Annotated in this window: 19 protein-coding genes; 8 read left to right on the top strand and 11 right to left on the bottom strand. The window is 66.9% G+C overall.

Going from position 1 to position 21466, the window contains the following annotated elements:
- Window positions 1-309: 309 nt before the first annotated feature.
- The 7 genes from E4J89_RS19015 to E4J89_RS18985 all read right to left on the bottom strand — a co-directional run bounded on the left by E4J89_RS19015 (window position 310) and on the right by E4J89_RS18985 (window position 6238).
- Window positions 310-1275, bottom strand: a complete 966-nt coding sequence (locus E4J89_RS19015) for a DNA glycosylase (RefSeq protein ID WP_136787782.1) — start codon at window positions 1273-1275, stop codon at window positions 310-312.
- A 2-nt stretch (window positions 1276-1277) separates the two neighbouring features.
- Entirely contained in the window at window positions 1278-1751 is a 474-nt protein-coding gene (locus E4J89_RS19010) for a ribose-5-phosphate isomerase (RefSeq protein ID WP_136787781.1), read from the bottom strand.
- Between the two features lie 265 nt (window positions 1752-2016).
- Window positions 2017-3027 carry a DUF1648 domain-containing protein gene (locus tag E4J89_RS19005; RefSeq protein ID WP_136787780.1) on the bottom strand — a complete coding sequence of 337 codons (1011 nt, stop codon included), beginning with the start codon at window positions 3025-3027 and terminating at the stop codon, window positions 2017-2019.
- A gap of 235 nt (window positions 3028-3262) precedes the next feature.
- On the bottom strand, window positions 3263-4063 hold the full coding sequence (locus E4J89_RS19000; RefSeq protein WP_240691994.1) for an ABC transporter permease: 801 nt from the start codon (window positions 4061-4063) through the stop codon (window positions 3263-3265).
- Between the two features lie 2 nt (window positions 4064-4065).
- Window positions 4066-5109 carry an ABC transporter ATP-binding protein gene (locus E4J89_RS18995; protein WP_136787778.1) on the bottom strand — a complete coding sequence of 348 codons (1044 nt, stop codon included), beginning with the start codon at window positions 5107-5109 and terminating at the stop codon, window positions 4066-4068.
- Entirely contained in the window at window positions 5109-5411 is a 303-nt protein-coding gene (locus E4J89_RS18990; RefSeq protein ID WP_136787777.1) for a transcriptional regulator, read from the bottom strand. Before E4J89_RS18990 ends, E4J89_RS18995 begins: the two co-directional genes overlap by 1 nt.
- Complete coding sequence (locus tag E4J89_RS18985) at window positions 5408-6238, bottom strand: hypothetical protein (RefSeq protein WP_136787776.1); 831 nt, start codon at window positions 6236-6238, stop codon at window positions 5408-5410. Before E4J89_RS18985 ends, E4J89_RS18990 begins: the two co-directional genes overlap by 4 nt.
- A 238-nt stretch (window positions 6239-6476) precedes the next feature.
- On the opposite strand from E4J89_RS18985, the gene E4J89_RS18980 reads away from it, so the two are divergent.
- The 7 genes from E4J89_RS18980 (at window position 6477) to E4J89_RS18950 (ending at window position 16875) form a co-directional block, all read left to right on the top strand.
- A complete protein-coding gene (locus tag E4J89_RS18980; protein ID WP_136787775.1) occupies window positions 6477-8030 on the top strand; it encodes a glycosyltransferase in 1554 nt (517 codons plus the stop codon).
- A 200-nt stretch (window positions 8031-8230) separates the two neighbouring features.
- Window positions 8231-10783, top strand: coding sequence for an aminopeptidase N (pepN, locus tag E4J89_RS18975; protein WP_136787774.1), 2553 nt, complete (start codon window positions 8231-8233; stop codon window positions 10781-10783).
- 358 nt (window positions 10784-11141) lie between these two features.
- Complete coding sequence (locus tag E4J89_RS18970) at window positions 11142-13460, top strand: DUF6541 family protein (protein WP_136787773.1); 2319 nt, start codon at window positions 11142-11144, stop codon at window positions 13458-13460.
- A gap of 243 nt (window positions 13461-13703) precedes the next feature.
- Complete coding sequence (locus tag E4J89_RS18965) at window positions 13704-14861, top strand: DUF6541 family protein (protein WP_136787772.1); 1158 nt, start codon at window positions 13704-13706, stop codon at window positions 14859-14861.
- A 59-nt stretch (window positions 14862-14920) separates the two neighbouring features.
- On the top strand, window positions 14921-15733 hold the full coding sequence (locus E4J89_RS18960; RefSeq protein WP_136787771.1) for a DUF6541 family protein: 813 nt from the start codon (window positions 14921-14923) through the stop codon (window positions 15731-15733).
- 100 nt (window positions 15734-15833) lie between these two features.
- On the top strand, window positions 15834-16307 hold the full coding sequence (locus tag E4J89_RS18955; RefSeq protein WP_136787770.1) for an OsmC family protein: 474 nt from the start codon (window positions 15834-15836) through the stop codon (window positions 16305-16307).
- Between the two features lie 40 nt (window positions 16308-16347).
- Entirely contained in the window at window positions 16348-16875 is a 528-nt protein-coding gene (locus E4J89_RS18950; protein ID WP_136787769.1) for a globin, read from the top strand.
- A gap of 10 nt (window positions 16876-16885) precedes the next feature.
- Here the strand turns inward: E4J89_RS18950 and E4J89_RS18945 are convergent, their stop codons facing one another.
- Window positions 16886-17563, bottom strand: coding sequence for a hypothetical protein (locus E4J89_RS18945; protein WP_136787768.1), 678 nt, complete (start codon window positions 17561-17563; stop codon window positions 16886-16888).
- Window positions 17560-18084: a thioesterase family protein gene (locus tag E4J89_RS18940; protein WP_136787767.1), complete on the bottom strand. Its 525-nt coding sequence runs from the start codon at window positions 18082-18084 to the stop codon at window positions 17560-17562. The genes E4J89_RS18945 and E4J89_RS18940 overlap by 4 nt, the downstream gene beginning before the upstream one ends.
- A 154-nt stretch (window positions 18085-18238) precedes the next feature.
- Here E4J89_RS18940 and E4J89_RS18935 point away from each other — a divergent pair, with 154 nt between their 5' ends.
- Complete coding sequence (locus E4J89_RS18935; RefSeq protein WP_136787766.1) at window positions 18239-19132, top strand: acyl-CoA thioesterase II; 894 nt, start codon at window positions 18239-18241, stop codon at window positions 19130-19132.
- A gap of 48 nt (window positions 19133-19180) precedes the next feature.
- Here the strand turns inward: E4J89_RS18935 and E4J89_RS18930 are convergent, their stop codons facing one another.
- Window positions 19181-20536 carry a polysialyltransferase family glycosyltransferase gene (locus E4J89_RS18930; RefSeq protein ID WP_136787765.1) on the bottom strand — a complete coding sequence of 452 codons (1356 nt, stop codon included), beginning with the start codon at window positions 20534-20536 and terminating at the stop codon, window positions 19181-19183.
- Window positions 20533-21466: glycosyltransferase family 2 protein (locus tag E4J89_RS18925; protein ID WP_136787764.1), on the bottom strand; the 934-nt coding region annotated here is incomplete at its 5' end. The genes E4J89_RS18925 and E4J89_RS18930, both read right to left, overlap by 4 nt.

The raw sequence follows: 21466 nt of genomic DNA, 5'->3' as shown, positions 1-21466 counted from the left end.
AACGCTACCGCCGGCCACCAAAAGCCACCACCGTCCAAACCCAGACCTGGATCAACAAACCCCACCCGCAAACCGGGCCGCTGACCGAGCTCGACGCCCCACAACAAGCTGCCTAAAAAATCTCAAACAGGTTGACAGTTACCGTATATCCCCTGTCCTCGCAGCTAAACCCTGCCCTCGCGGAAATTCGGGGTGGGCAGCTTGGGTGCACCGGCTGAGTGGGCCGCGTGGGCATGGGCGGCGAGTGGGCGTCCCTGCGACCCGCCAGCTAGCCCGGCCGGCCCGCTACTTCCCGCGCGAACCGACCGGTCAGGCCGGCTGGCAGGTGGGGCACCAGTAGAGCTTGCGGGCGGCCATGTCGGTCAGAGCCACGGGGTTGCCGCAGACCCGGCACGCCATGCCTTGCCGCTGGTACACGTAATACGCGTTGTCCGGCCACACCGGCAGCAGGCGTCCGGCAGGGTCGGTGTCTCGGTGTTCGGGCCGGGTGGTGATGATCTTGCCGTCGCGGACGCCGTCGCCCATCACGTCCACGATGTCCGCCCACAACAGCCCGGCCTCCTCCGGGGAGACCTGCTTGCCGGGCAGCCAAGGACTCAGGCCACGGCGGAACAGCGTCTCGGCCCGGTAGATGTTGCCCACGCCGGCCACCACGTTCTGGTCCATCAGCAGTTGCCCCACCGCGGTCCGCTTGGCGGTCAGCCGGCGAACAAACTCGGCGGCACGGCCGGCTCCGGCGTGCAACGAATCGGCGCCAGCCTGCAGCGCATCAACGCCGTTCTGAAGCGGGCTGGATTCACCCTGCAGCGGGTCGGGCCCCAGTTTGCCGGCGACGGCGGACGCCTCCGCGGGCGTGATCACTTCGCAGGCGGTGGGGCCGCGGAGGTCCGCCCAGCCGTGGTCGGATACCAGCCGAACGCGTACCTGGCCCACCGGCTCCGGCGGGCCGTCGTACGCAACGGGAGCACCGTCGTCGTACGTTTCCCGCTCCCCCACCCGGCGTGGCGCGCCGATGCTGGAGGCGCCGCGGAAGGTCTCATCGCCGCCGAAACTCCACGCACCGTACAGGCCCAGGTGGACCCGGAGGACCAGGCCGTTGTCGAAGTCCAGGAACAACTGCTTGCCGTGCGCGCGGGCGGCCAGCAGCGTGGCCCCGTCCAGCCGGGCGGCGCCGCTGGCGAAGCGGCCCTGCGGGCTGGAGACGGCAAGCCGAGCCCCGGCGAAAACATCCTGGAACTGGCGGGCCAGGCGGTGGACCGAATGGCCTTCGGGCATGGTTAGGCCGGGACCTCGCCGGTGGTTTCGTAGGAGGCGATCTTGCCGATCCGGCGGGCATGGCGTTCGGCGTTGGAGAACGGCTCGGCCAGGAACGCCTCGATGATGGCGGTGGCGTCCTCCACGCTGTGCATGCGGCCGCCGACGGCCACAACGTTCGCGTCGTTGTGCTCGCGGGCCAGCTTGGCGGTGTCAAGGTTCCAGGCCAGCGCGGCGCGGATGCCCTTGACCTTGTTCGCCGCGATCTGCTCGCCGTTCCCGGAGCCGCCCAACACGATGCCCAGCGCCTCTACGCCCGCGGACTGGTCCGCCACCACGGCGAGCGCTGCGTTGATGCAGAACGAGGGGTAATCGTCTTCGGCGTCGTACGCGGTGGGACCGTGGTCGATGACCTCGTGGCCCTGGCCGGTCAGGTGCTCGATCAGGTGGTGGCTGAGGTCCAGGCCGGCGTGGTCGGTGGCAATGTGAACGCGCATGTACGGTCCTTCTGTGGCGTGCGGGGAGGGAGATTGGCGGCTTCCAGCCTACTGGAGGGGCGCGCCGATCCTGATTTGCGGCGGATTTACGACGCCGGTGCTCGCCTTGGCGGGGTTTCCTCCTGGGGCTGAGAACATCTACCCAGCATCCGCTGCGTTTCCCCGATCTCCCGCACCCTTCGAGGCCACGGCCCTGTTGCCGTCGGGACGACTGCTCCCGGCGCGCACCGGCCCGTGCAGCAACGTCAGCGCCAGCTTCCGGAGTTCACCGACGCGGGCCTGTCCCGCCGGAGGCTTCCAGTCTGGCGTAGCCACCCAGCAGCCCGGCGAGCTGCTCTGCGTGCTCCACAGTGTCGACGCTGTAAATGATGTCCATGCCGATCTTGCGCCGGACTATCAGCGCCGGGCCGCTGCCGGTGATGAAGCCGACACCATGGCCGCTGACCCGGTAGCCCCAGCCGCCGTACTCCATCGCATTGATATCTCGGACCTCCACTGAACGCACCTCGGCGGGACGCGTGGCCAGCATTCGCCAGAAACCGCCGCCGTAAACCCGAATGCCGCTCGGGTCCACCACTACACGGCCCCGTAGGCATACGACGAACGCTCCGAAGACAAGTAATGCTGCCGGGATCAGAATCAGTAGCACGTGCGGAGGCGCCGCTACGGCAACCACAGCCAGTAGCGCCAATGGGACCAACAGCAGCAGGCTGAAGGCCCGGCCGGCCCTGATCGTGACCGTCATCGTGAGGCCGGAGGCGGCGGCGACAGCGTCACCGCCGCGATCGGTCGCCAGCCTCGGGGCAACAGCCGCAGCAGCGTCCGGGCCCGGCGGCCCGTAGAGCCAACCGCAGGCCCAGGCCCACAGGACCCCTGCCACCGCACCGGTGGCCAAGGTCGGCAAATGCATCGGGGCACCCATGGCGTGGGCTCGGTCCATCTGGTCTACCAGGCCTGCGAGCAGCATCGACGTCAGCAATCCACCCAGTCCGATGCCGCCGGCCAACATCCAGCGGCTTCCAGGTGCCTGCATCCCGCTCGCCACCGCTATGCCGGCCAACAGGCCAGTTACCAGCAGGAGGGCGAGCGATCCGGGGATCACATGCAGCCAAAAGCTTCCGGTGCCGTCCACAACGCCGGCGGGTCCCCAATGAATGCCGAGCGGATCAGGAAGCCTGTCTCGGAACAGCAGTGACCCGGCGATGTTGGCCGCGGCGTAGAAACCGGCCGTGCCCAGGCCTAGCCACAGGCCCAGCTTCTGGTCTCCCCGGTTCATCGCTCCCCTGTCACTGTGCGTATTGCTCCGCCTCTAACGGCGACACTCCACTCGCCGTTCCCATGGCCGCTCCGCTCACCGACGAAAGCACTATTCAGCAGGCGCCCTGATGGCGGCTGAAAAGGACGCCAGCTGAATAGTCGGCGGATGATGGGTGAAGCGTGATGACGACGGCGGCGGGGCCCGCGACTCGCGGCGGGCCCCGCGACTTGCGACGGGCCCCGCGAATCACCACCTAGTGGAACCGGCGGCCTTGGTCCTTGCGGTAGGCCATCACCGCCAGCGCGGTGAAGAGGGCGCCCCAGGCCAGCAGCACGGGCAGCGCCAACGGGTAGGCCTCCGATCCGGTGAGTACCTGGATCAACAGCTCGCGGCCGGCGCGGCTGGGCAGGAACTGGCTGAACCTGTCCAGCCATTCCGGAAACAGCTCCGCCGGCATGAACAGTCCGCCCGCGAAGGCCAGCGGGAACAGGACCACCTGAACCACGGCCAGCGCGGCCTTGGCCGAGAGCGAGTAGCCGATCGCCAGGCCCAGCATCAGGAACGGAGCGCCGATCACCAGGATCAGCGCCGCGGCGAGCAACAGCACCGGAACGGTCACCTCGGCCGCCGTCAGGAACCAGCCGACCAGCACCAGCGGCACCAGCGCCATGAGCGCGAAGATGCAGCCGTTGATCAGCCGTCCGGCCATCCGCGGACCGGCACCCGCCGGCAGCGTCCGGACATAGGGTTCGAACGGCTGCGCCCTGTCCTCCGCCACGCCGGTGCCGAAGCTGAACAGGAACGTGGACATCACCGCGAACATGGCCAACTGACCGACCATCGCAGTGGCCACGGCCGGGATTTCCTGGGCTGCCGGCTGCGGCACCACGAAGAAAAACACGGCTAGCGTGGGGAAGAGCAGATTGCCAATCACGGCAATCGGGATCCGGACCGTCTCCAGGAACTGGAACTTGGTGTGCAGCAGCACCAGCCGTGCCGTGCCCGCCGCGCCCTGCGCAGCGGAGGCGGGCCCCGCCGTCGTTGTTGTGCTCACGGTCATTTCCCCTCTCCGTGGGATTCGGAGTCCCCGGCCGATGCGGCGAACGCCGGTTCAGGAGCGGCGTCGCGGGTCGTCGTGTGGTGGTGTGTCAGGGTCAGGAAGGCTTCCTCCAGCGAGGCGCCCCGGACCTCTAGGCCAGAGAACGGCAGACCGGACGCCACCAGAGCGCGGACGAAGGCGTCCGAGTCCGAAACCAGCAGGCTGTACCGGCTCCCCGCCGGCAGAGTGTCGGCAACGGTTGCAGCGGCGGCAACGGCGTCGGCAGAACCAGTCACGGCCTCACGGCTTGTGTCTGCCGGACCGTCGCCAATATCCACTACCCCGGGCAGCCGGAGCAGTTCCGACGCCGGCACCTGCGCCGTCAGGGCCACGCGGCGCACGCTGACCCGGTCCAACACGGCGGGCAGCGCATCGTCGGCCAGCACCCGGCCGCCGCCGATCACCACTACCCGCTGGGCCAGCGCCTCCACTTCCTCCAGGTAGTGGCTGGTCAGCACGATCGTGGCGCCGTCGGCATGGTAATCGCGCAGCGCCTGCCACAGGGCACGGCGGCCCTCCACGTCCAGTCCGGTGGTCGGCTCATCCAGCAGCACCAGCCGCGGCCGGCCCACCAAGGACAGCGCCACCGCCAGCCTGCGCTTTTGCCCGCCGGAGAGGCCGCCGGTCTGCCGGCCCGCCAGCCCGGCCAGGTCGAAGCGCTCCAGCAGTTCGCCCCGCGGCATCGGGTCCGCATAGTGTCCGGCGACAAAGTCCACCACCTCGCCCACCTTGAGCGTGGGCGGCAGCCCCGTTTCCTGCGGGGTCGTGCCCAGCATGGCGCGGGCGGCGGGCTTGCGCGGGTCGGCGCCGAAGAGGCGGACGACGCCGGCATCCGGTTTGCGCTGCCCGTTCACCAGGGACAACAGCGTGGTTTTGCCCGCCCCATTCGGTCCGAGCAGGCCCACCATCTCCCCCGCGCCCACTTCCAGGCTCACATCGTCGAGCGCCACCACGTCCCCGAAGCGTCGGGTCACGGAGCGGACACTGATCAGTGGCTCCATTACTGTGCTCCTTTCAAGAGCGATTTCAGCGCGGCGGTATAGCTCTCGAACGCGTAGCGGCCGCGGGACGTCAACGCGATAAAAGTGGCCGGGCTGCGGCCCTCAAAGGTCTTCTCCACGGACACGTACTCGGCCTCTTCGAGCTTGCGCAGGTGGGTAGAGAGGTTTCCGGCAGTCATGTCCAGCAATTTCTGCAGCTTGGGGAAGGAGATCCGGTCGCCGGCACCCAGCGACGCCAGAGTGGCCACCACCTTCAGCCTGGCCTGCGCGTGGATCACAGGATCCAGTTCCGGCTCGCTCACGGCGCTGCCACCGTGGCGGTTTCCGCGGCGGCCCGCGAGCGCCGTCGGTCAACGACCAGACCGGCGGCGGCGCCGAGCAGGAAACCGCCACCGCCAGCCACGGCCATCAGCAGATAGGACGACGGCGGCCCCAACAGTGCTGCGCCTCCAGCCACCAGCGCGATCCACACGCCCAGGGCGAACATCCGCCACTCGCGCCACAGCGCCCCGCCGGCCATGTAAAGCGCGGCCACCACCAGACAGGACAGGGAGTTGGAGAGGATCTGCATGACTTCGTCGCTGGCACCGGCCCTCGCCACACCGCTCAGAATCAGGAAGACGACGGCGAAGCATACCGCCCAGGACCAGCCGTACATCGCCCCGACCGCCGCCGAAGCGCCGCGGACGCCGACTGCCCGGCGGCCGATGTGGACGCCGGTGAAGACCATCGCCGAGACCAGCAGCAGCCCGAACACGGCGAACGCCCAACCTGCCGGCAGGCCGCGTTCTTGGGTCCCGCTCACGTAGAGCACCAGGTAACCCGCCAGCCAGGCCACACCCCAGGCGCCGAAGAGCAGCGGACCGCTGGGCTCGGTGCCCTTGCGCACCGTGTCCTGCTGGGACCGGATCAGCGCCAACATCTCCGCCGGATCGCCCGGCAGGTCCTCGCCGGCCCCGAGGGCATCCTCGCCGTCGCGCTCCTCCCGGTCCGCAGCAGGCTCCCTGTTTGCGGGCTCCCCGTTCGCAGGCTCCCTGTTTGCGGGCTCCCTGTCTGCGGGCTCCCCGTTCGCTGGCTCCCCGTTTGCCCGAGGATCCATGCCGTCCGGACGCCGGCCGTTGCTGCCCATCGAAGTTCCTCCGTTACCAAAACCACTTTGTACTGCAAACTACTTTGTCAGCCCTGCCGCCTGAAGCACAAGGGATTGAGCCAATCCTGAGCATCCGCAGACGAGGAACACAGGCCGTGCTCGTGCGTAAGAGGAGCGTCGACGGGCTAAATTCCCTGCTTCCGCCGTCGTCCGCCCTCTTTACTCACGCCGGGCTGACCCGCCACAATAGCGGCAACCGTCTCGACAGGATGCGAGCGTGACGCGCACTATCCACTTCCCGGTCAACACCTTGGCCCTCAAACGCGGGGGCCTGGTCAAGGCGGTGCGCACCCGGGCCAACACGCTGGCCAGGCACGGCGCAGCAGACCAGATCTGGATCGAGGTGCTGGGCCTTCAGTACCGGCTGGCCAGCGAGGCCGCAGAGCTCAAAGCGGACGGCCATCTGCATCCTGATGTCAAGGTCCGCAGCGTCCTGTACGGGCTGGATCCGAGCCCCGAGCCCGACACCCGCGAGCCGGTCCAGCCGCCGCCCGGGGGCGACTACGACGTGGTCCCGCTCGGCACCTCCGGCCTGGCTTTCGGATACTTCCGCGACGGGGTCCAGGACTATTACGTGCGGTTCCAGCCCGACGGCGTGCTCGCCGCCGTCGAAAAGCTGGCACCGAACCGCGCCCGGCTGACCCGGGAGGACATGGACCAACAGGGTCGGCTGGCGCTGGTGCAGCATTTCCTGGAAGCGTCCAAGACCCCCACCGCCCGGCATCTGATCGGCCGCAACGGCAATTGCTTCCTGACCATCACGCAGCATCCCGGCTCGCCCCGGTGGGGACGCAGCTACCTGTTCGACGGCGTGCCGCACGACGACGGCGACGCCCTCAGCTTTGCGGATCCGGCCGAGCTTTACCGGCATGCGTTCGAGCAGCTGCTGGCGGACGAGGACGCTCCGGTGCTCACGTCCGAATTCCGCGAGAACCTGAACAACCTGCCCGGCCAGACACTGGACGACGTCGTGAGCAGTGTCCGGCACCCCAACCTGCGGCGCATCGCGGCCGTGCACAGCAACCATCTGGAACCGCCGTACGTGGTGGGCTCGGGCGTCAGCCGCAACTGGCGCAGGCTGCTGGAGCACCTGGATCTGTGGGACGGACTCGTCCTACACACCGACGCGCAGCGCGAGGACATCGCCAAGGAGTTTGGCCATGCCGACCGACTGCACACCATCGGGCAATTGGCTCCGCCGGAACAGCCTGCGGCCAGCAGCCCCGCCGCCGACCCCAACCGGCTGGTGATGGTGGCCCGGCTGCACCCCAAGAAGCGCGTGGACGAAGCTATCCAGGTCTTCGCCCTGGTGCGGGCCGTCAACCCGCAGGCCAGGCTGGAGCTTTTCGGCTTCGGCTACGGGGACGAAGAAGAAAACACCATCCGTGCGCTCGTCGACGAACTGGGCCTCGGCACCGCCGTCGACTTCCCGCCCTTCACCAACAACCCAGCCGATCTTTACGCCACCGCCTGCGCCACTCTGCTGACATCGGCCTCCGAAGGGTTCCCGCTGATCCTGCTGGAGAGCATGTCCTTCGGCGTCCCGGTCGCCGCCTACGACGCCAACTACGGTCCGCGGGACGTGATCCGCCACGGCAGGAACGGTTTCCTGGTGCCGTTCGGCGACCGGCAGGCGCTGGCCGAGGGCATTCTGGCGCTGATGCGGGACCCGGAGCTGCGCTCGCGGATGGCGCAGGCAAGCCGCGAAACCCTGAAGCGGTTCGATGAGACCAGCTATGTCACCGGCTGGACCAAAGCACTGACCGGCTGAAACAAACGGTCCGCAGGGACACAGAGCACGTCCGAGAGGACACAGAACCGAAACTATTCGCCTTTTTCCCACAACTGCTGCGCCGCCGCCCGTGGCGGTGAGAGAATGACCACATTGTGCAAGGGTTCTTTCAGATTCCCGGCACTTCCGACCAGTCCTTCCCAAGGACACCCGTACTTCTGGAGGCGATCTTGCCAGGTTTGAATCTCACCCGTGACGAAGCGCGGGCCCGCGCCGAACTGCTCAACGTCGAGTCGTACGACGTCACGCTGGACCTCACCCGCGGCGCCAAGGTTTTCGGCTCGCGCACCGTGGTCACCTTTACCGCCGTCGCGGGCGGCTCCACCTTCATCGACGCCGTCACGGACACCGTCCACTCGGTCACGCTCAACGGCACGGAACTGGACCCGGCCGAGGTGTCCGACGGCGTGCGCATCCAGCTGCCCGACCTGGCCGAGCACAACGTGCTGGTGATCGACGCGGACGCGCTCTACATGAATACCGGCGAAGGCCTGCACCGCTTCGTGGACCCGGTGGACAACGAGGTCTACCTGTACAGCCAGTTCGAGGTCCCCGACTCGCGCCGCATGTTCGCCGTGTTCGAGCAGCCGGACCTGAAGGCGGCCTTCCGCTTCACCGTCACCGCGCCGTCGCACTGGGACGTCATCTCCAACTCCCCCACACCCACGCCGCAGCACGTCGGTTCCACGGACGACGGCGGGGCTGCCGCCACCTGGGCGTTCCAGCCCACCCCGCGGATCTCCTCCTACATCACCGCGCTGATCGCCGGCCCGTACCAGTCCGTGCGCAGCGAGCTGACCAGCTCCGACGGCCGCACCATCCCGCTGGGCGTCTTCGCCCGCAAGTCGCTGATGCAGTACATGGACGCCGAGAACATCTTCACGCTCACCCGGCAGGGCTTCGAGTTCTATGAGAAGCAGTTCGGCACCCCGTACCCGTTCGCCAAGTACGACCAGCTGTTCGTCCCGGAGTTCAACGCCGGAGCGATGGAGAATGCCGGCGCAGTCACGTTCCTGGAAAACTACGTGTTCCGCTCCCGCCCCACCGACGCCATGGTGGAGCGCCGGGCCATCACGGTGCTGCACGAGCTGGCGCACATGTGGTTCGGCGACCTGGTCACCATGCGCTGGTGGAACGACCTGTGGCTGAACGAGTCCTTCGCCGAGTTCATGTCCACGCTGGCCGCGGCCGAGGCCACCGAGTACACGAACGCGTGGACCACGTTCGCGTCCATGGAGAAGTCCTGGGCCTACCGGCAGGACCAGCTGCCCTCCACGCACCCGATCACCGCGGAGATCAAGGACCTGGAGGACGTGCAGGTCAACTTCGACGGCATCACCTATGCCAAGGGCGCCTCGGTGCTGCGCCAGCTGGTGGCTTGGGTGGGCCAGGAAGAGTTCATGGCCGGCGTGCGCGAGTACTTCGACAAGCATGCCTGGGCCAATACCGAGCTGGCCGACCTGCTCGGCGAACTGGAGGCCTCCAGCGGCCGTGACCTGAAGGACTGGTCCGCCAAGTGGCTGGAAACCGCCGGCGTGAACACCCTCCGCGCGGAGATTTCAACCGACGACGGCGGTGCCATCACCTCGTTCGCGATCCTGCAGTCTGCGCCGGAGGGCTACCCGACCATCCGGCCGCACCGCCTCGCCGTCGGCTTCTACAACCTGGATGAGACGGGCAAGCTGGTGCGTACGCACCGCGAGGAACTGGACGTGGACGGCGAGCGCACCGAGGTGCCGCAGCTGGCCGGGCTGGCCCGTCCCGCCCTGGTGCTGCTCAACGACGACGACCTGGCCTACGCCAAGATCCGTTTGGACGAAGCCTCGCTGGCCACCTCCAAGGCCCACCTGAAGGACTTCACCGCGTCGCTGCCGCGCACCCTGGTGCTGGCCTCGGCCTGGGACGCCACCCGCGACGGCGAGACCCCGGCCCGCGAGTACGTGGAGCTGGTGCTGAACAACATCGCCTACGAGACCGACTCCTCAGTGGTGCTGGTGCTGCTGCGCCAGCTGGCCACCACGCTGGCCTTCTATGTGAACCCGGACGACCGCAAGCGGCTGACCATCGCCGCGGCGGACCGGCTCTGGGAGCTGGCCGGAAACGCATCCGCCGGGTCCGACTCGCAGCTGCAGTTCGCCAAGGCCTTCGCCGTGCACGCGCAGACCGAAGAGCAGCTGGACACCGTCGCCGCGCTGCTGGACGGCGGGCGCACGCTGGACGGGCTGACCGTGGACGCGGACCTGCGTTGGGAACTGCTCACCTCGCTGGTGGCCGGCGGACGCTTTGGCCAGGCCGAGATCGACGCCGAACTGGAGCGCGACCACACCGCCACCGGCCAGCGTGCCGCGGCGCTGGCCCAGGCGGCCATCCCCACCGCCGAAGCCAAGGCGGCGGCGTGGGACGCCGTGGTGGTCAAGGGTGACCTGCCCAACGCCACCCAGCAGTCGGTCATCGCCGGCTTCACCCGCGTACACGACACCGCCCTGCTGGAGCCCTTCGCGTCGCAGTACTTCGACGCCATCGAGGACATCTGGAACACGCGCACGCACGAGCTCTCGCAGCAGATCGTGGTGGGACTCTACCCGTCGCAGCTGACCACCCAAGCCACCGTGGACGCCACGGATGCCTGGCTGGAGAAGCTGGCGGACCGCTCCCCCGCGCTGCGCCGCCTGGTGCTGGAGAATCGCGACGGCGTAGTCCGCGCCCTCAAAGCCCAAGCCGCCGACCGGTAACTCCGCCAGCCCCGGGACCGCACGCGGCTTAGCGGTGGCGCGTCCGGTCCCGGTGGTCGACCAGGGCCGCTCGCGGCCGCGTGGAGACCGGCCCGCGGACACTTACCCGTAACAAAGCCGCTGCCCGCTGGAACATCAGTTCCAGCGGGCAGCTGCGTTTCGGCCTGCCGCCCCTACCGTTCGTTGAACGATCCGCCGAGAGGTACTGCACCTCCCACCGGCGGAACTAGAATGCCTCAACAGCGCGGATGGGAAGGAGCCAGATGTCCAGCCGCCAGTCCCTCCAACGCCGGATTTCCGGTGCGGCAAGGGACGTTCGGCCAGCGCCGGTCGGTGAACGCTGGAGGCTGAAGCCGGCATGGGCCCGCTGACGGTTGCCGGACAACTGGCGGTCATGCTGGCCGTTTTCTACCTGCCCGGGTTCCTGGCGCTCCGCGCGTTGCGGCAGCCCGCGGTCCGCGCCCTGGTTCTTGCCCCGGCGGCCGGCACCGCCTTGGCCGCGGTCGGAACAATGATCTGCCTGCTCACCGGTGTGCGCTGGAATCTGCTGTCAGCCGCGGTGCTGGCCGCGCTGGACATTGGCCTCTGCTGGTTGGCCGGCCGAGCCATCAACCCACCCGAAGCCCCCGTCGTGGCAGTACGGCGCTCCGTCCAGTGGATGATGGCGGGATCGCTGGCGATCACTGCACTGATCCTGGGCTCGGTGATGTTCCAGGCCATGGGGTCCATCGACCGCGTGTCGCAGGCCTGGGATCCGACCTACCACGTCAACGTCCTGCAATGGATCAAGCAGAACGGCCAGGCCAGCCCGTGGAGCATCTGGCCGATCTTCGGAGGCGCACCGCCGTCGTTCTATCCCGCAGGCTGGCACGCCATGGTGTCCTTGGTGCCGGGCGACGTGGTGACCGCGGGGAATCTGTCCTGTCTGGTCATCGGCTGCCTGGTGTGGCCGGCCTCGCTCGCGCTGCTCGCCCGCTCCTTGTTCCCGGCACGCCCGCTGGTCTGGGTGCTGACACCGCTGATCGCGTCCTCCATGCTGGCGTTCCCCTTCGTCCAGATGTTCCGCGCCGGCCAATGGCCCAACGGCTTCGCGGCAGCTCTCTTGCCGGCCATCCTCGCCCTCGGCATCGAGTTGCAGTACCGGTTGCCCGGCGCTGCAGCTCCGGTCGGGCGCATCTCTGCCGCCGATCCCACCACTGGCGCCGACCCTGCCCCCGGCACCCGCCCCGACGTGGATGCCGCCCCTGCCACCAGCCGCCGCCCCGCCTCTGATTCCGACCCTGCCCCCGCTCCCGGTCCGCTATCCGACGTCGACCCTGCCTCGGGCACCCCACCCGGCGTCAGGGCCGCCCCCGGACCTCGGTACGATGCCGGCACCGTCGCCGTCGCTGTAGGAAGTTCCCAGACGCGGGCCACTCGGAGAAGGACGACGGCGGACCTCGCCGCACTCGCGGTGGTCACCTTCGGAGCCGTCTGGATCCATCCCTCGGCCCTTGCCAGCCTGCTGGTACTCGGCGGCGTCTATCTCATCCGCATCACAGTCCTCGGCCTGGTCCGCCTGTGGCACAGCCACCGCGGGCAGTTCGTTGCGGTCATCAGCCTGCTCGCGGCCGCCACCGCCGCCGTCGTCGTCCTGCTGACCCAGTCCCAGATGCTGGCCGGCGTAATGTCCTATCCGCGCGGCAGGACGGCGGGTTGGGAGGACGCCCTGGTGTGGTTGGTCTTTGACCTGCCTCGCCAACCGGACAGCGCCGATGCCGTCCCGGGAAGCTACGGCGTCGCCGTGGGCGTCCTGATGGTCTGCGGCACGTTGCTGGCCTGCTTCAGCACCAGAACGTGGCCAGCGGTCGCCGGGATGGCGGCCGCCGTCGTGCTGTTCATCTTGGCGGCAGGGCCGGAAGACCATCCGTTCCGGTGGCTAACCGGCTTCTGGTACACCGACCCGCCGCGGATCGCGCCGCTGGTCCACATCTTCGGAGTGGTCTTCGCCGCGCTGGCGCTGGATCAGTTGTGCGCGCTGCTGGTGCGGCTCATCCGTCCGCAGCGCGCCCGAACCGACGCCGGCACCGACGCTCGCGCCAGCGCCCGCGCCAACGCCCGGGACTCCACCAACGCTCGCCCAGATGCCCACGACCGAGCCGACGGCCAGCAACTGGCGGCCGCCGGGCTGGCCTTCGCCCTCCTGGCCGCGGTCTTCGTGACCACTGGCGCCTTCCGGCACGACGTGCGCGTTGACACGGCCTCCATCCGCTACGGCATCACCGAGCATCGTGACGGCCGGGCGCTGATGGGCGACGAGCAGGACTTCATCCGCTCGCTCGGGCCGCTGCTGCCCGCTGACGCCATCGTCATTGGCGACCCGTTCAACGGCCTGCCGTACATCTACTCCCTCACCGGCCACCAAACCGTCTACTTCCAGAACGTCAGCAGCGCGGGCAGCAAAGACAAGGACTACCTGCGCCAGCATTTCCGCAACATCGAGTCCGATCCCCGGGTCTGCCCGGCGCTCCGAAGCACAGGCGCCACCTACCTCTACGACGACCAGCCGATCCGCGGCTACCAGCACAGCGCCAAGCACCAGTGGCCGGGCTTCCACAACATTGACTTCTCGCACGGCTTCCGCCTCATCGCCTCCCACGGCAGCGCCGCGCTCTACGAAATCACCGCCTGCCGCTGAGCGCATTGCTGAGGTGAGGGGTGCCGCCCTTTACGTGCCCGGCCGCGCAGCTTCCGCTGGTCCTGACCCGTGTGCTGCCTATACTGGCTTTTTGGCCCGCCGCCCGCTGACACAGGGGCGGCCGGAACCGCTCGAGACCGCCGCAGCGCGAATCCACCCTGTCAGTAAGGAGCCCATGAATCCCCTTCTCCATGCCCCGGCCCAAGGCCTTGTGGAAGCCGGAGGGAAGAACCCCGACAGGGTATGAACGTCCTTCTCATAGGTGGCCAACTCTTGGCCCTGCTGGTTGTTTTCTATCTGCCGGGATATTTGGGGCTCAGGGGGCTGCGGTTGCCTTCGCTCCCGGCTGCCGTCCTGGCGCCGGCAGCAGGTGCGGCCTTCGCCGCGGCGGGCACCATGTTCTGCCTTGTATCCGGTCTGCGGTGGAATTGGATTTCTTCGGCAATTTCGGCTGCTCTCTGCATTTCCATCTGCATTCTTCTGGGTCGCCTGATCGCAGCGCCAAATGATCCTCCGAAGCCACCGGTTTCAGGACTCCTCAAACTGCTGGTCGCAGGTTCTTTGGTTGCCGCGGCCACCATCATCGGTGCCGTTCAGTTCGGTTCCATGGGCGAGTTGGATCGTGTGGCACAGGCCTGGGACCCGACCTATCACGTCAACGTCCTGCAGTGGATCAAGGAGAACGGACAAGCAAGCCGCTGGAGCATTTGGCCGATCTTTGGAGGTGCACCGCCGTCGTTCTATCCGTCCGGCTGGCACGCCATGGTCTCGCTGGTACCCGGGAGTGTGGTGGTGTCCGGCAATCTCTCCGTCCTCGTGATCGGCAGTCTGGTCTGGCCCACTTCGATGTGTCTCCTCGCCAGGGCGCTGGTCCCGAACAGACCAGTTGTGTGGATCGTGACGCCGATCATTGCAGCCTCGCTCCTAGCCTTTCCCTTCATCCAGATGGGACGCAGCGGTCAATGGCCGAACTCGTTCGCCACCGCTCTGCTACCAGCGGTCTTGGCGTTGGGAATCGAGATGCAGTTCCGCAGCAGGATCAGGTGGACTGCCGATGCCGTGCTTCCGGGGCGCCATATGCCGCACCGGACCACAGCCGATCGCCGGGGAACCGTAACCAGGCTGGCCGCGCTCATGCTGGTCACGGCAGGCACCGTGTGGATACATCCTTCGGCATTGTTTGCCCTGCTGGCCCTGGGCGGGCTCTACATGATCAGGTTCGGCGTGCTCTGGTGCCGCGGCTCCTGGGTCAGAAACCAGAGGCGAGGCGTACTCGTGACGGGCAGCCTGATCGCTGCCGTCGTGCTGGCAGCCATCGTGCTGGTCAATTCGGACATTCTGGCCGGGGTCATCAGCTATCCCCGCCGCGCCATTGCGGGGTGGCAAGACGCGTTGACGTAGTTCTCTTCGATTTGCCGCGCGCGCCCGATCATGAGGACGCTGCCGCCGCCAGTTACGGGATGGTGGTCGGCATCCTGATGATTACGGGTACGGCGTTCGCCCTCTTCGATTCCAGGGCAAGGCCGGCCGTGGGCGGGATGGCCGCTTCCGTGCTTCTGTTCGTGTTGGCGGCGGGGCCAGAGGGTCCCTTCCGGTGGCTCAGTGGATTTTGGTACAAGGATGCGCCGAGGCTGGCGCCGCTGGCGTTGATTTTCGGCTGCGTCTTCGCCGCTTTCGCGCTGGAGTCAGTATTACATCTGGCCCGCCGCAGTTTCCGGCCGCTGAGACGGCGCGGGCGGCTTCTACAACCGATGACGGCCGCAGTTTCCGTAGTCGTCCTGGCGATCACGTTTATTGGCTCGTCCTCGTTCCGTTACGAGTACCGGGCGGCCGCGGCCGGCGCCTCCTACTCAACAACGCCCGGCGCGTCTGGGCGCGGCTTGGTTGGCGATGAGCAACACTTCATCGGGTCCTTCGGCCCATTGCTGCCCGAAGACGCGATTGTGATTGGGGATCCATTCAACGGTTTGCCGTACGTCTATTCGTTGACAGGGCATCAAGTTGTCTACTTCCAGATGGTGATGACTTCCGGGAGCGCCGACAAGCACTTTCTCCGGCACCACTTCCGCGACATCCACGAAGACCCCGAAGTCTGCGAGGCACTGATCCGGCTGGGCGCCACGCACGTCTACGACGACCAACCCATCCGGGCGCACCAATTGAACGGCAGTCTAGAATGGCCCGGTTTCAAGAACATTGACTTTTCTCACGGCTTCCGACAAATCGCTTCCCACGGCAGCGCGGCAGTTTATGAAATAACCGCCTGCCACTGAGCCCGCGGCAAGCACGGCGGGTCGCCGCTGACCCCGCGGCGCGACAGCGGCTCGCCAGGAGCGGCAGGGTCGGCCCGGAGGAGCAGGGTTTAATGGCCCCATGGATCTCTCGCAGCACCACTACTCAGTTTCGCTCCACTGGACCGGCAACCGGGGCGAAGGCACCGCCAGCTACCGCGGCTACGGGCGCGACCACGTGGTCCGCGCGGCGGGCCTGCCGGAGCTGGCCGGAACCGCCGATCCAACCTTCCACGGCGACAAGGACCGATGGAACCCGGAACAGCTGCTGCTGACCGCGCTCTCGCAGTGCCACATGCTTTCCTACCTGCACATCGCGGTGAAGAACGGCATCGTCGTCACCGCTTATGACGACGACGCCGAGGGCACCTTGCGCCTCAACCGGGACGGCAGCGGCGAATTCACCTCCGTGACGCTCAGGCCGCGCGTCACCATCGCCGATCCGGATCAGTCCGAGCTCGCCCAGCGCCTGCACGCGGACGCCAACAAGGTCTGCTTCATTGCGCGCAGCGTGAACTTCCCCGTCTTCCACGAACCGGTGGTTGTGCCCGGCTGAGACAATGGTTGCTGACAGCATCAGCGAACAGAGACCATCGATGACCGAAACACCCCAGAACCCCGCCCAGCCAGCCTCCCCCTCCGCCCCGGCACAGCCGGCCGAAGGCGCGGCCATCCCGTCCCGCTTTGGCCAACCGCTGGCCACCCTGACGCCGGCCCCGGCCGCCGCGAACGCGTTCAAGCAGCCGGAGTACACGGACAACTTCTACAATGCCGTCGGCGGCCACGAGACCTTCGTGAAACTGGTGGACGTATTCTACGACGGCATCGCCGAAGACGACGTGCTGCGCAAGATGTACCCCGAAGAGGACCTGGGACCGGCCAAGGACCGGATGCGGATGTTCCTCGAGCAGTACTGGGGTGGCCCGGGCACCTACAGCGAACAGCGCGGCCACCCCCGGCTGCGGATGCGGCACCAGCCCTTCAAGGTGGACTTCGACGCGCGCGACCGCTGGCTCACGCACATGCGCCGGGCGGTCGATTCGCTGGACCTGCCGCCGCTCCACGAGCAGACCCTTTGGGACTACTTCGAACGCGCCGCCCACTCGATGGTCAACAGCGCCTAAGCAGTTCCGCTCAGAGCGAGGCGCCGCTGCGTACCAGCACGTGCCCGCGGCCGGTGCTCACCCGCAGCCAACGGCCGTTCCGGAACACCGCCGCCGGGTTCCCGTCTAAAAAGCCCAGCGTCAGTGCGGCAAACGCCGCGCCGGAGGGAATGACGACGTCGGCCGGCAGCCCGCCGGTGCTTGGCAGCGGCCTGCTCCAGACAGTGCCGCGGGCATTGTTGACCATCAGCTGCCCCGGACTCTCCGGCAGCGCTTCGGAGACCTCCCGAATCCCTTCCCGGGCGGCTTCCTCCAGTTCGGCGGACTCCAGCGCGCCAACGTGTTCCCAGCCGGAGCGCGGCGGCAGCACCCCGGTCCATGACTCGTTGACCGTGGTGGGCGGAACGGGCAGCCCGGTTTCCTGATTCCCCATTCTGGCCAGCCGGTCCCCGACCGCAGCCAACGGCACGGTCTCCTCCACGCCGGCAGGCACCGCCAGCGGCATGACCCGCAGGCCCAGGATGGTCGGCGTCGACTCGCCCAGAATCCGCGGCCGCATCAGACAGACGTAGGCTGCCAGCACGCTGCCAAACGCCTGCAGGTGGATCGAGCTCTCTCCCGCGGCGCGGGCCCGGCTGACGTAGGTCTTCAAGTCCGCCGCAACCTGTTCATCGGCTAGTTGCAGAACGGGCGCTCCGGTGGCGGTCACTCGGCAACTTCCTGTCCGGCGCCGGCAGACTGGCTGTTGTCGCGGAACGGGACCGGAGGCCCGGCCCACAGCTGCAGGGCAGCGCGGTACCCGTCGGGCAGCTGCACCGGCCGTCCCGTTGCCGCAGCCGCCAGCACCATCGTCGACGCGCCCAGCGCATGCACGGTACCGGTCTGGTCCTCATCAACGACGGCGTAGCCCAGGTCGAAGCTGGAGTTGCCGATCCGGGTCACCCACACGCGCACATGCACTGGTTCAGTCCGAAGGTCTAGCGGAACCCGGTACTCGATTTCCTGCCGTCCCACCAGCGTGCGGTTTTCGGTGCCGCCCAGCTCACGCAGGGTCGCGCCCGATTGCCCACCGGCAGCTGCCGGAAGTTCCGGCCGCAGCTGGTGCAGCAGCACGCGCGCCGTTTCCAGGTACTCCAGATACGTCACATTGTTTACGTGGCCATAGGAATCAACGTCGCTGAACCGTAGCTGGATGGGGAAACGCGGGGCATTCGGCGGAACAGTAGGCATGCTGCAATCCTCTCAAAGCGCGGCTGCCACCACTAACCACCCGGACGGGCGGGACTGCTCCTGCGCGTTGCAGCCGCGCCGGAGTTGAGTGGTTGACGGGTGCGAACTACTGTCGGAGATGTTCGTACCCGTGGGTAACCGGCAAGGAGAGCAGATGACCGCCATTGAGGAACACGCCGATCCGACGGCGGTGTTGCTGGAGCTGCTGGACCTTTCCGACGCCGACGGCGCCAACACCAACGAGGAAATCTTCGTCGGTGTCTCCGAAAAGCAGCCGCGCGGGCGGGTCTTCGGCGGCCAGGTGCTGGCCCAGTCGGTCATCGCGGCCCTGCGGACGGTGGAACCGGACCGGCCGATCCACTCCATGCACGGGTACTTCCTACGCGCCGGCGACGCGGACCTGCCGATCACCTTCGGCGTCGAACGGCTGCGTGACGGACGGTCCTTCTCCGCCCGCCGCACCCATGCCTACCAAAACGGCGTGCCGATCCTGTCGATGATTGCCTCGTTCCAGACCCCCGCCGAAGGACTGGAACATCAGGAGGCCTTCCCCGAGGGCATCCCTGATCCGGAATCCCTGCCCAGCACCGCGGATCTGTTGGGCAAGGTGGATCACCCGGTTGCCCAGCACATGGTCCACCACCGGCCGTTCGACGTCCGCCACGTCCAAGATCCCCTCTACATCCAGGCCAAGGGCGAACGTCAGGCGGTCAACGCCGTCTGGATGAAGACCAAAGGCCCGCTCCCCGATGACCAGGGCCTGCACCGCGCCGCGCTTGCCTTCGGCAGCGACTACACCCTACTGGAACCCATCCTCCGCCAGCACGGCGTCAGCTGGGTGACTCCCGACATGAGCGTGGCCAGCCTGGACCACGCCATGTGGTGGCACCGGCCGGTGCGGGTGGATGATTGGCTGCTCTACGTCCAGTCCTCCCCCAGTGCCTCCGGCGCCCGCGGCCTCGCCGTCGGCAAGATCTTCAACCGCGACGGCGAACTGGTCGCCACCGTCGCCCAGGAAGGCATGATCCGGATTCCGGAGACCCAGTAGATGTGCGAGCATCGCGGTCCGCTCTGAAGCGGATGGGACGTTCGCGCGCTAGGCTCCTCGCCGTTCCGACTGGTTGCGCAGGGGACGCAGCCAGCGTTTTACTGCTCCACGCCCCGACACCCGAAGGCTTCTGAAAGAGGCAGGTTCCTTCGGATACTCAACGGCTGGAAGCTCCAGCTTGGCCAGCCGAAGTCGTTTGAAATAGCGGAGGCTGTCCCTGCCCGCGCCCTCAAGAAACGATATGGTCGACGCACGAGCGGACGCCAGTATGCGAGGCTGCATGCAATAGGCGACGGCTTCGACGAGCGCCTGCAAGCTCTGCTCGACGGGTTGACTCCCCGGTCTGTCCCCCGGTGGTTCAAAGCCCTTGACCATGATGGCATCGACGATCGTGACCGGGATCCGGTTGCTGTTTTGGTAGGGCGTGAGACGTTCGAGCAGCATCTCCGTCCCAATAGCCATCGTCTCGATCCCGTATACGTATTTCGCGGTGATCAAGGCGGTCGAGAAGCAACTGACGACCAGGTCCGGCTGCACCTTCTCCATCACCACTTCTGCCAGAACCGGACTCTCCAGCACGGAGATCGAGATCCCAAGTCGTTTGGCTGTCTGCCGCATGTGCTGCGTGGCCGCCGGCCCGGCACTCGGATGCGGTTTGAAGACGCAGTGGCGGATACCGTGGTTGGCAGCCTGCGTCAGCATGGTGCGGTGCAGGAGATCTTCCTCTTCGACTGTCAGGATTCCCAGATCCGACAGATACTGTCCAAGGATCAGGGCCGTACCGTCGGGCGAAACTCCGGACTCCCCTGGCACGCTGATTCCGGCGGCCACATCCTCGATGACAGCCTTCAAACGTGGCCGCTCAACCGCCACCATCGTGGGCTGATGTTCGGCAAGTAGCTGAGGATGCAGGCCAGGAACCAGATCTACGTAGATGATTCCGTCGAGGCGCTGGGCGACACTGAGTGAGACCGCATTGCGCGTGGGTCCATAGCTCATCAGTCCGTCGGAGTGCACCCAGACGGTGGCGTCACCGAATATCCGACACAAGGCGATTGCAGGATCCACTTGGATCGATTCCACAATGAGCTGAAGCGGGCCCGAGCCCAGCTGCCAGTGTGATCTCAGCAGAGTTTCCCAGAGAGCCAATTCTTCTTCGCGCGGCTTGAACTGGCCCGGTCTCCGCGGCCACAGCAGCGCGCCGAGGTCGACAATGCGGTCGAACCTAGCTGCGATACGTTCAAATCCAGGGGTCTCTTGGATACGCTCGTTGAGCTCGGGTTGATGAGCCGATCCGGCAAGGACCAAGATCCGCTCATCGGCTGGCGGCAGGCTCCCATCGTCGATCATGGCGGCCAGAGAGATGCACTGATAGAGCGTCGAAGCTGCGATCAGCTGTTTCACAGTGCGCTCCGTTCCATGAGGTTGGACAGAATCTTGCGTCGGTCCGCATCCAGCGTTAGCAGGCTTTCGTCTAGGATTTTTGGTGGAATACGTCGCATCGCCGCTTCAATTCCCAATGTGAGATCCTCGCGAATCCATGACTGCATCCCCGGCGCCCGTTTCAGGTGGTGGCAGGCGATGGCGAAAAACTGGCGCACCGCCTTTGGCCAGAACCTGGCAGCCTCGGCGTCTTCGCCGACCAGTCCAAAGATGTCGAGGAAAGCCGTCAAGAAGTCGAGTTGTCGTTCGTCGTAGATTTGCGTGAGGGAACTGGAGAGGCCACGGCGATACAGGATTCCGGGGGCGTCCACCACGGCATAGGATTCAGCGCCCAGATGCAGGCGCCAGATCCATGCGCGGTCTTCGGCCGTGTGTTGACCCTCAGGAAAATGCAGTAGCCCCGACTCCGCTAGGGAGCGGTTGAAGATGCCTGCCCACGAGTACGGATAGTCCACCATGGTGGCTGCCGTTTCCGGCATGATGCTCTCGCGCGGGTCGAGTGCAACGCCTCGCCGAGCTTGAGGGGCTCGTCGCACCGAACGATTACCGTTTGTGTGGCGGATGTGGTCCACGCGGAGGAAGTCCACCTCGAGGTTGGCTATTTCCTCGGTCATCTTCGCAAGATGCCCGGGAGCGTACCAATCATCCGGATCGAAAAAGGCGAGGTAGCGGCCGGATGACTGGTCGAGGCCGCGGTTGCGGGCAGATGCCACACCCTGCGCAGTCTCGTTGCGGTGGATCTGGAGGCCGGGGAGCCGGCCGGTAAAAGCGGCGGCCAGCTCCCCGGTCCCGTCGGTGGAACCGTCATCGATCACGATGATTTCCATCACCGAGGGATCATCGAACTGGCGGGTCAGGCTGGTCATCGCGTCGCGGATGAAAGGTGCCTGG

The organism is Arthrobacter sp. CAU 1506 (assembly GCF_005047635.1).
GTDB lineage: Bacteria > Actinomycetota > Actinomycetes > Actinomycetales > Micrococcaceae > Crystallibacter.
The sequence above is the reverse complement of the archived record's forward strand: the minus strand, read 5'-3'. Positions and strand labels throughout refer to the sequence as shown.

Excerpts from the sequence above, each read along its gene's own strand:
- E4J89_RS18940 (WP_136787767.1), bottom strand. The coding sequence starts at position 18,084 with ATGCCTACTGTTCCGCCGAATGCCCCGCGTTTCCCCATCCAGCTACGG.
- E4J89_RS18970 (WP_136787773.1), top strand. The coding sequence starts at position 11,142 with ATGGGCCCGCTGACGGTTGCCGGACAACTGGCGGTCATGCTGGCCGTT.
- E4J89_RS19015 (WP_136787782.1), bottom strand. The coding sequence starts at position 1,275 with ATGCCCGAAGGCCATTCGGTCCACCGCCTGGCCCGCCAGTTCCAGGAT.
- E4J89_RS18995 (WP_136787778.1), bottom strand. The coding sequence starts at position 5,109 with ATGGAGCCACTGATCAGTGTCCGCTCCGTGACCCGACGCTTCGGGGAC.
- E4J89_RS18965 (WP_136787772.1), top strand. The coding sequence starts at position 13,704 with ATGAACGTCCTTCTCATAGGTGGCCAACTCTTGGCCCTGCTGGTTGTT.
- E4J89_RS18960 (WP_136787771.1), top strand. The coding sequence starts at position 14,921 with ATGGTGGTCGGCATCCTGATGATTACGGGTACGGCGTTCGCCCTCTTC.
- E4J89_RS18935 (WP_136787766.1), top strand. The coding sequence starts at position 18,239 with ATGACCGCCATTGAGGAACACGCCGATCCGACGGCGGTGTTGCTGGAG.
- E4J89_RS18950 (WP_136787769.1), top strand. The coding sequence starts at position 16,348 with ATGACCGAAACACCCCAGAACCCCGCCCAGCCAGCCTCCCCCTCCGCC.
- E4J89_RS19005 (WP_136787780.1), bottom strand. The coding sequence starts at position 3,027 with ATGAACCGGGGAGACCAGAAGCTGGGCCTGTGGCTAGGCCTGGGCACG.
- E4J89_RS18985 (WP_136787776.1), bottom strand. The coding sequence starts at position 6,238 with ATGGGCAGCAACGGCCGGCGTCCGGACGGCATGGATCCTCGGGCAAAC.
- E4J89_RS19010 (WP_136787781.1), bottom strand. The coding sequence starts at position 1,751 with ATGCGCGTTCACATTGCCACCGACCACGCCGGCCTGGACCTCAGCCAC.
- E4J89_RS18955 (WP_136787770.1), top strand. The coding sequence starts at position 15,834 with ATGGATCTCTCGCAGCACCACTACTCAGTTTCGCTCCACTGGACCGGC.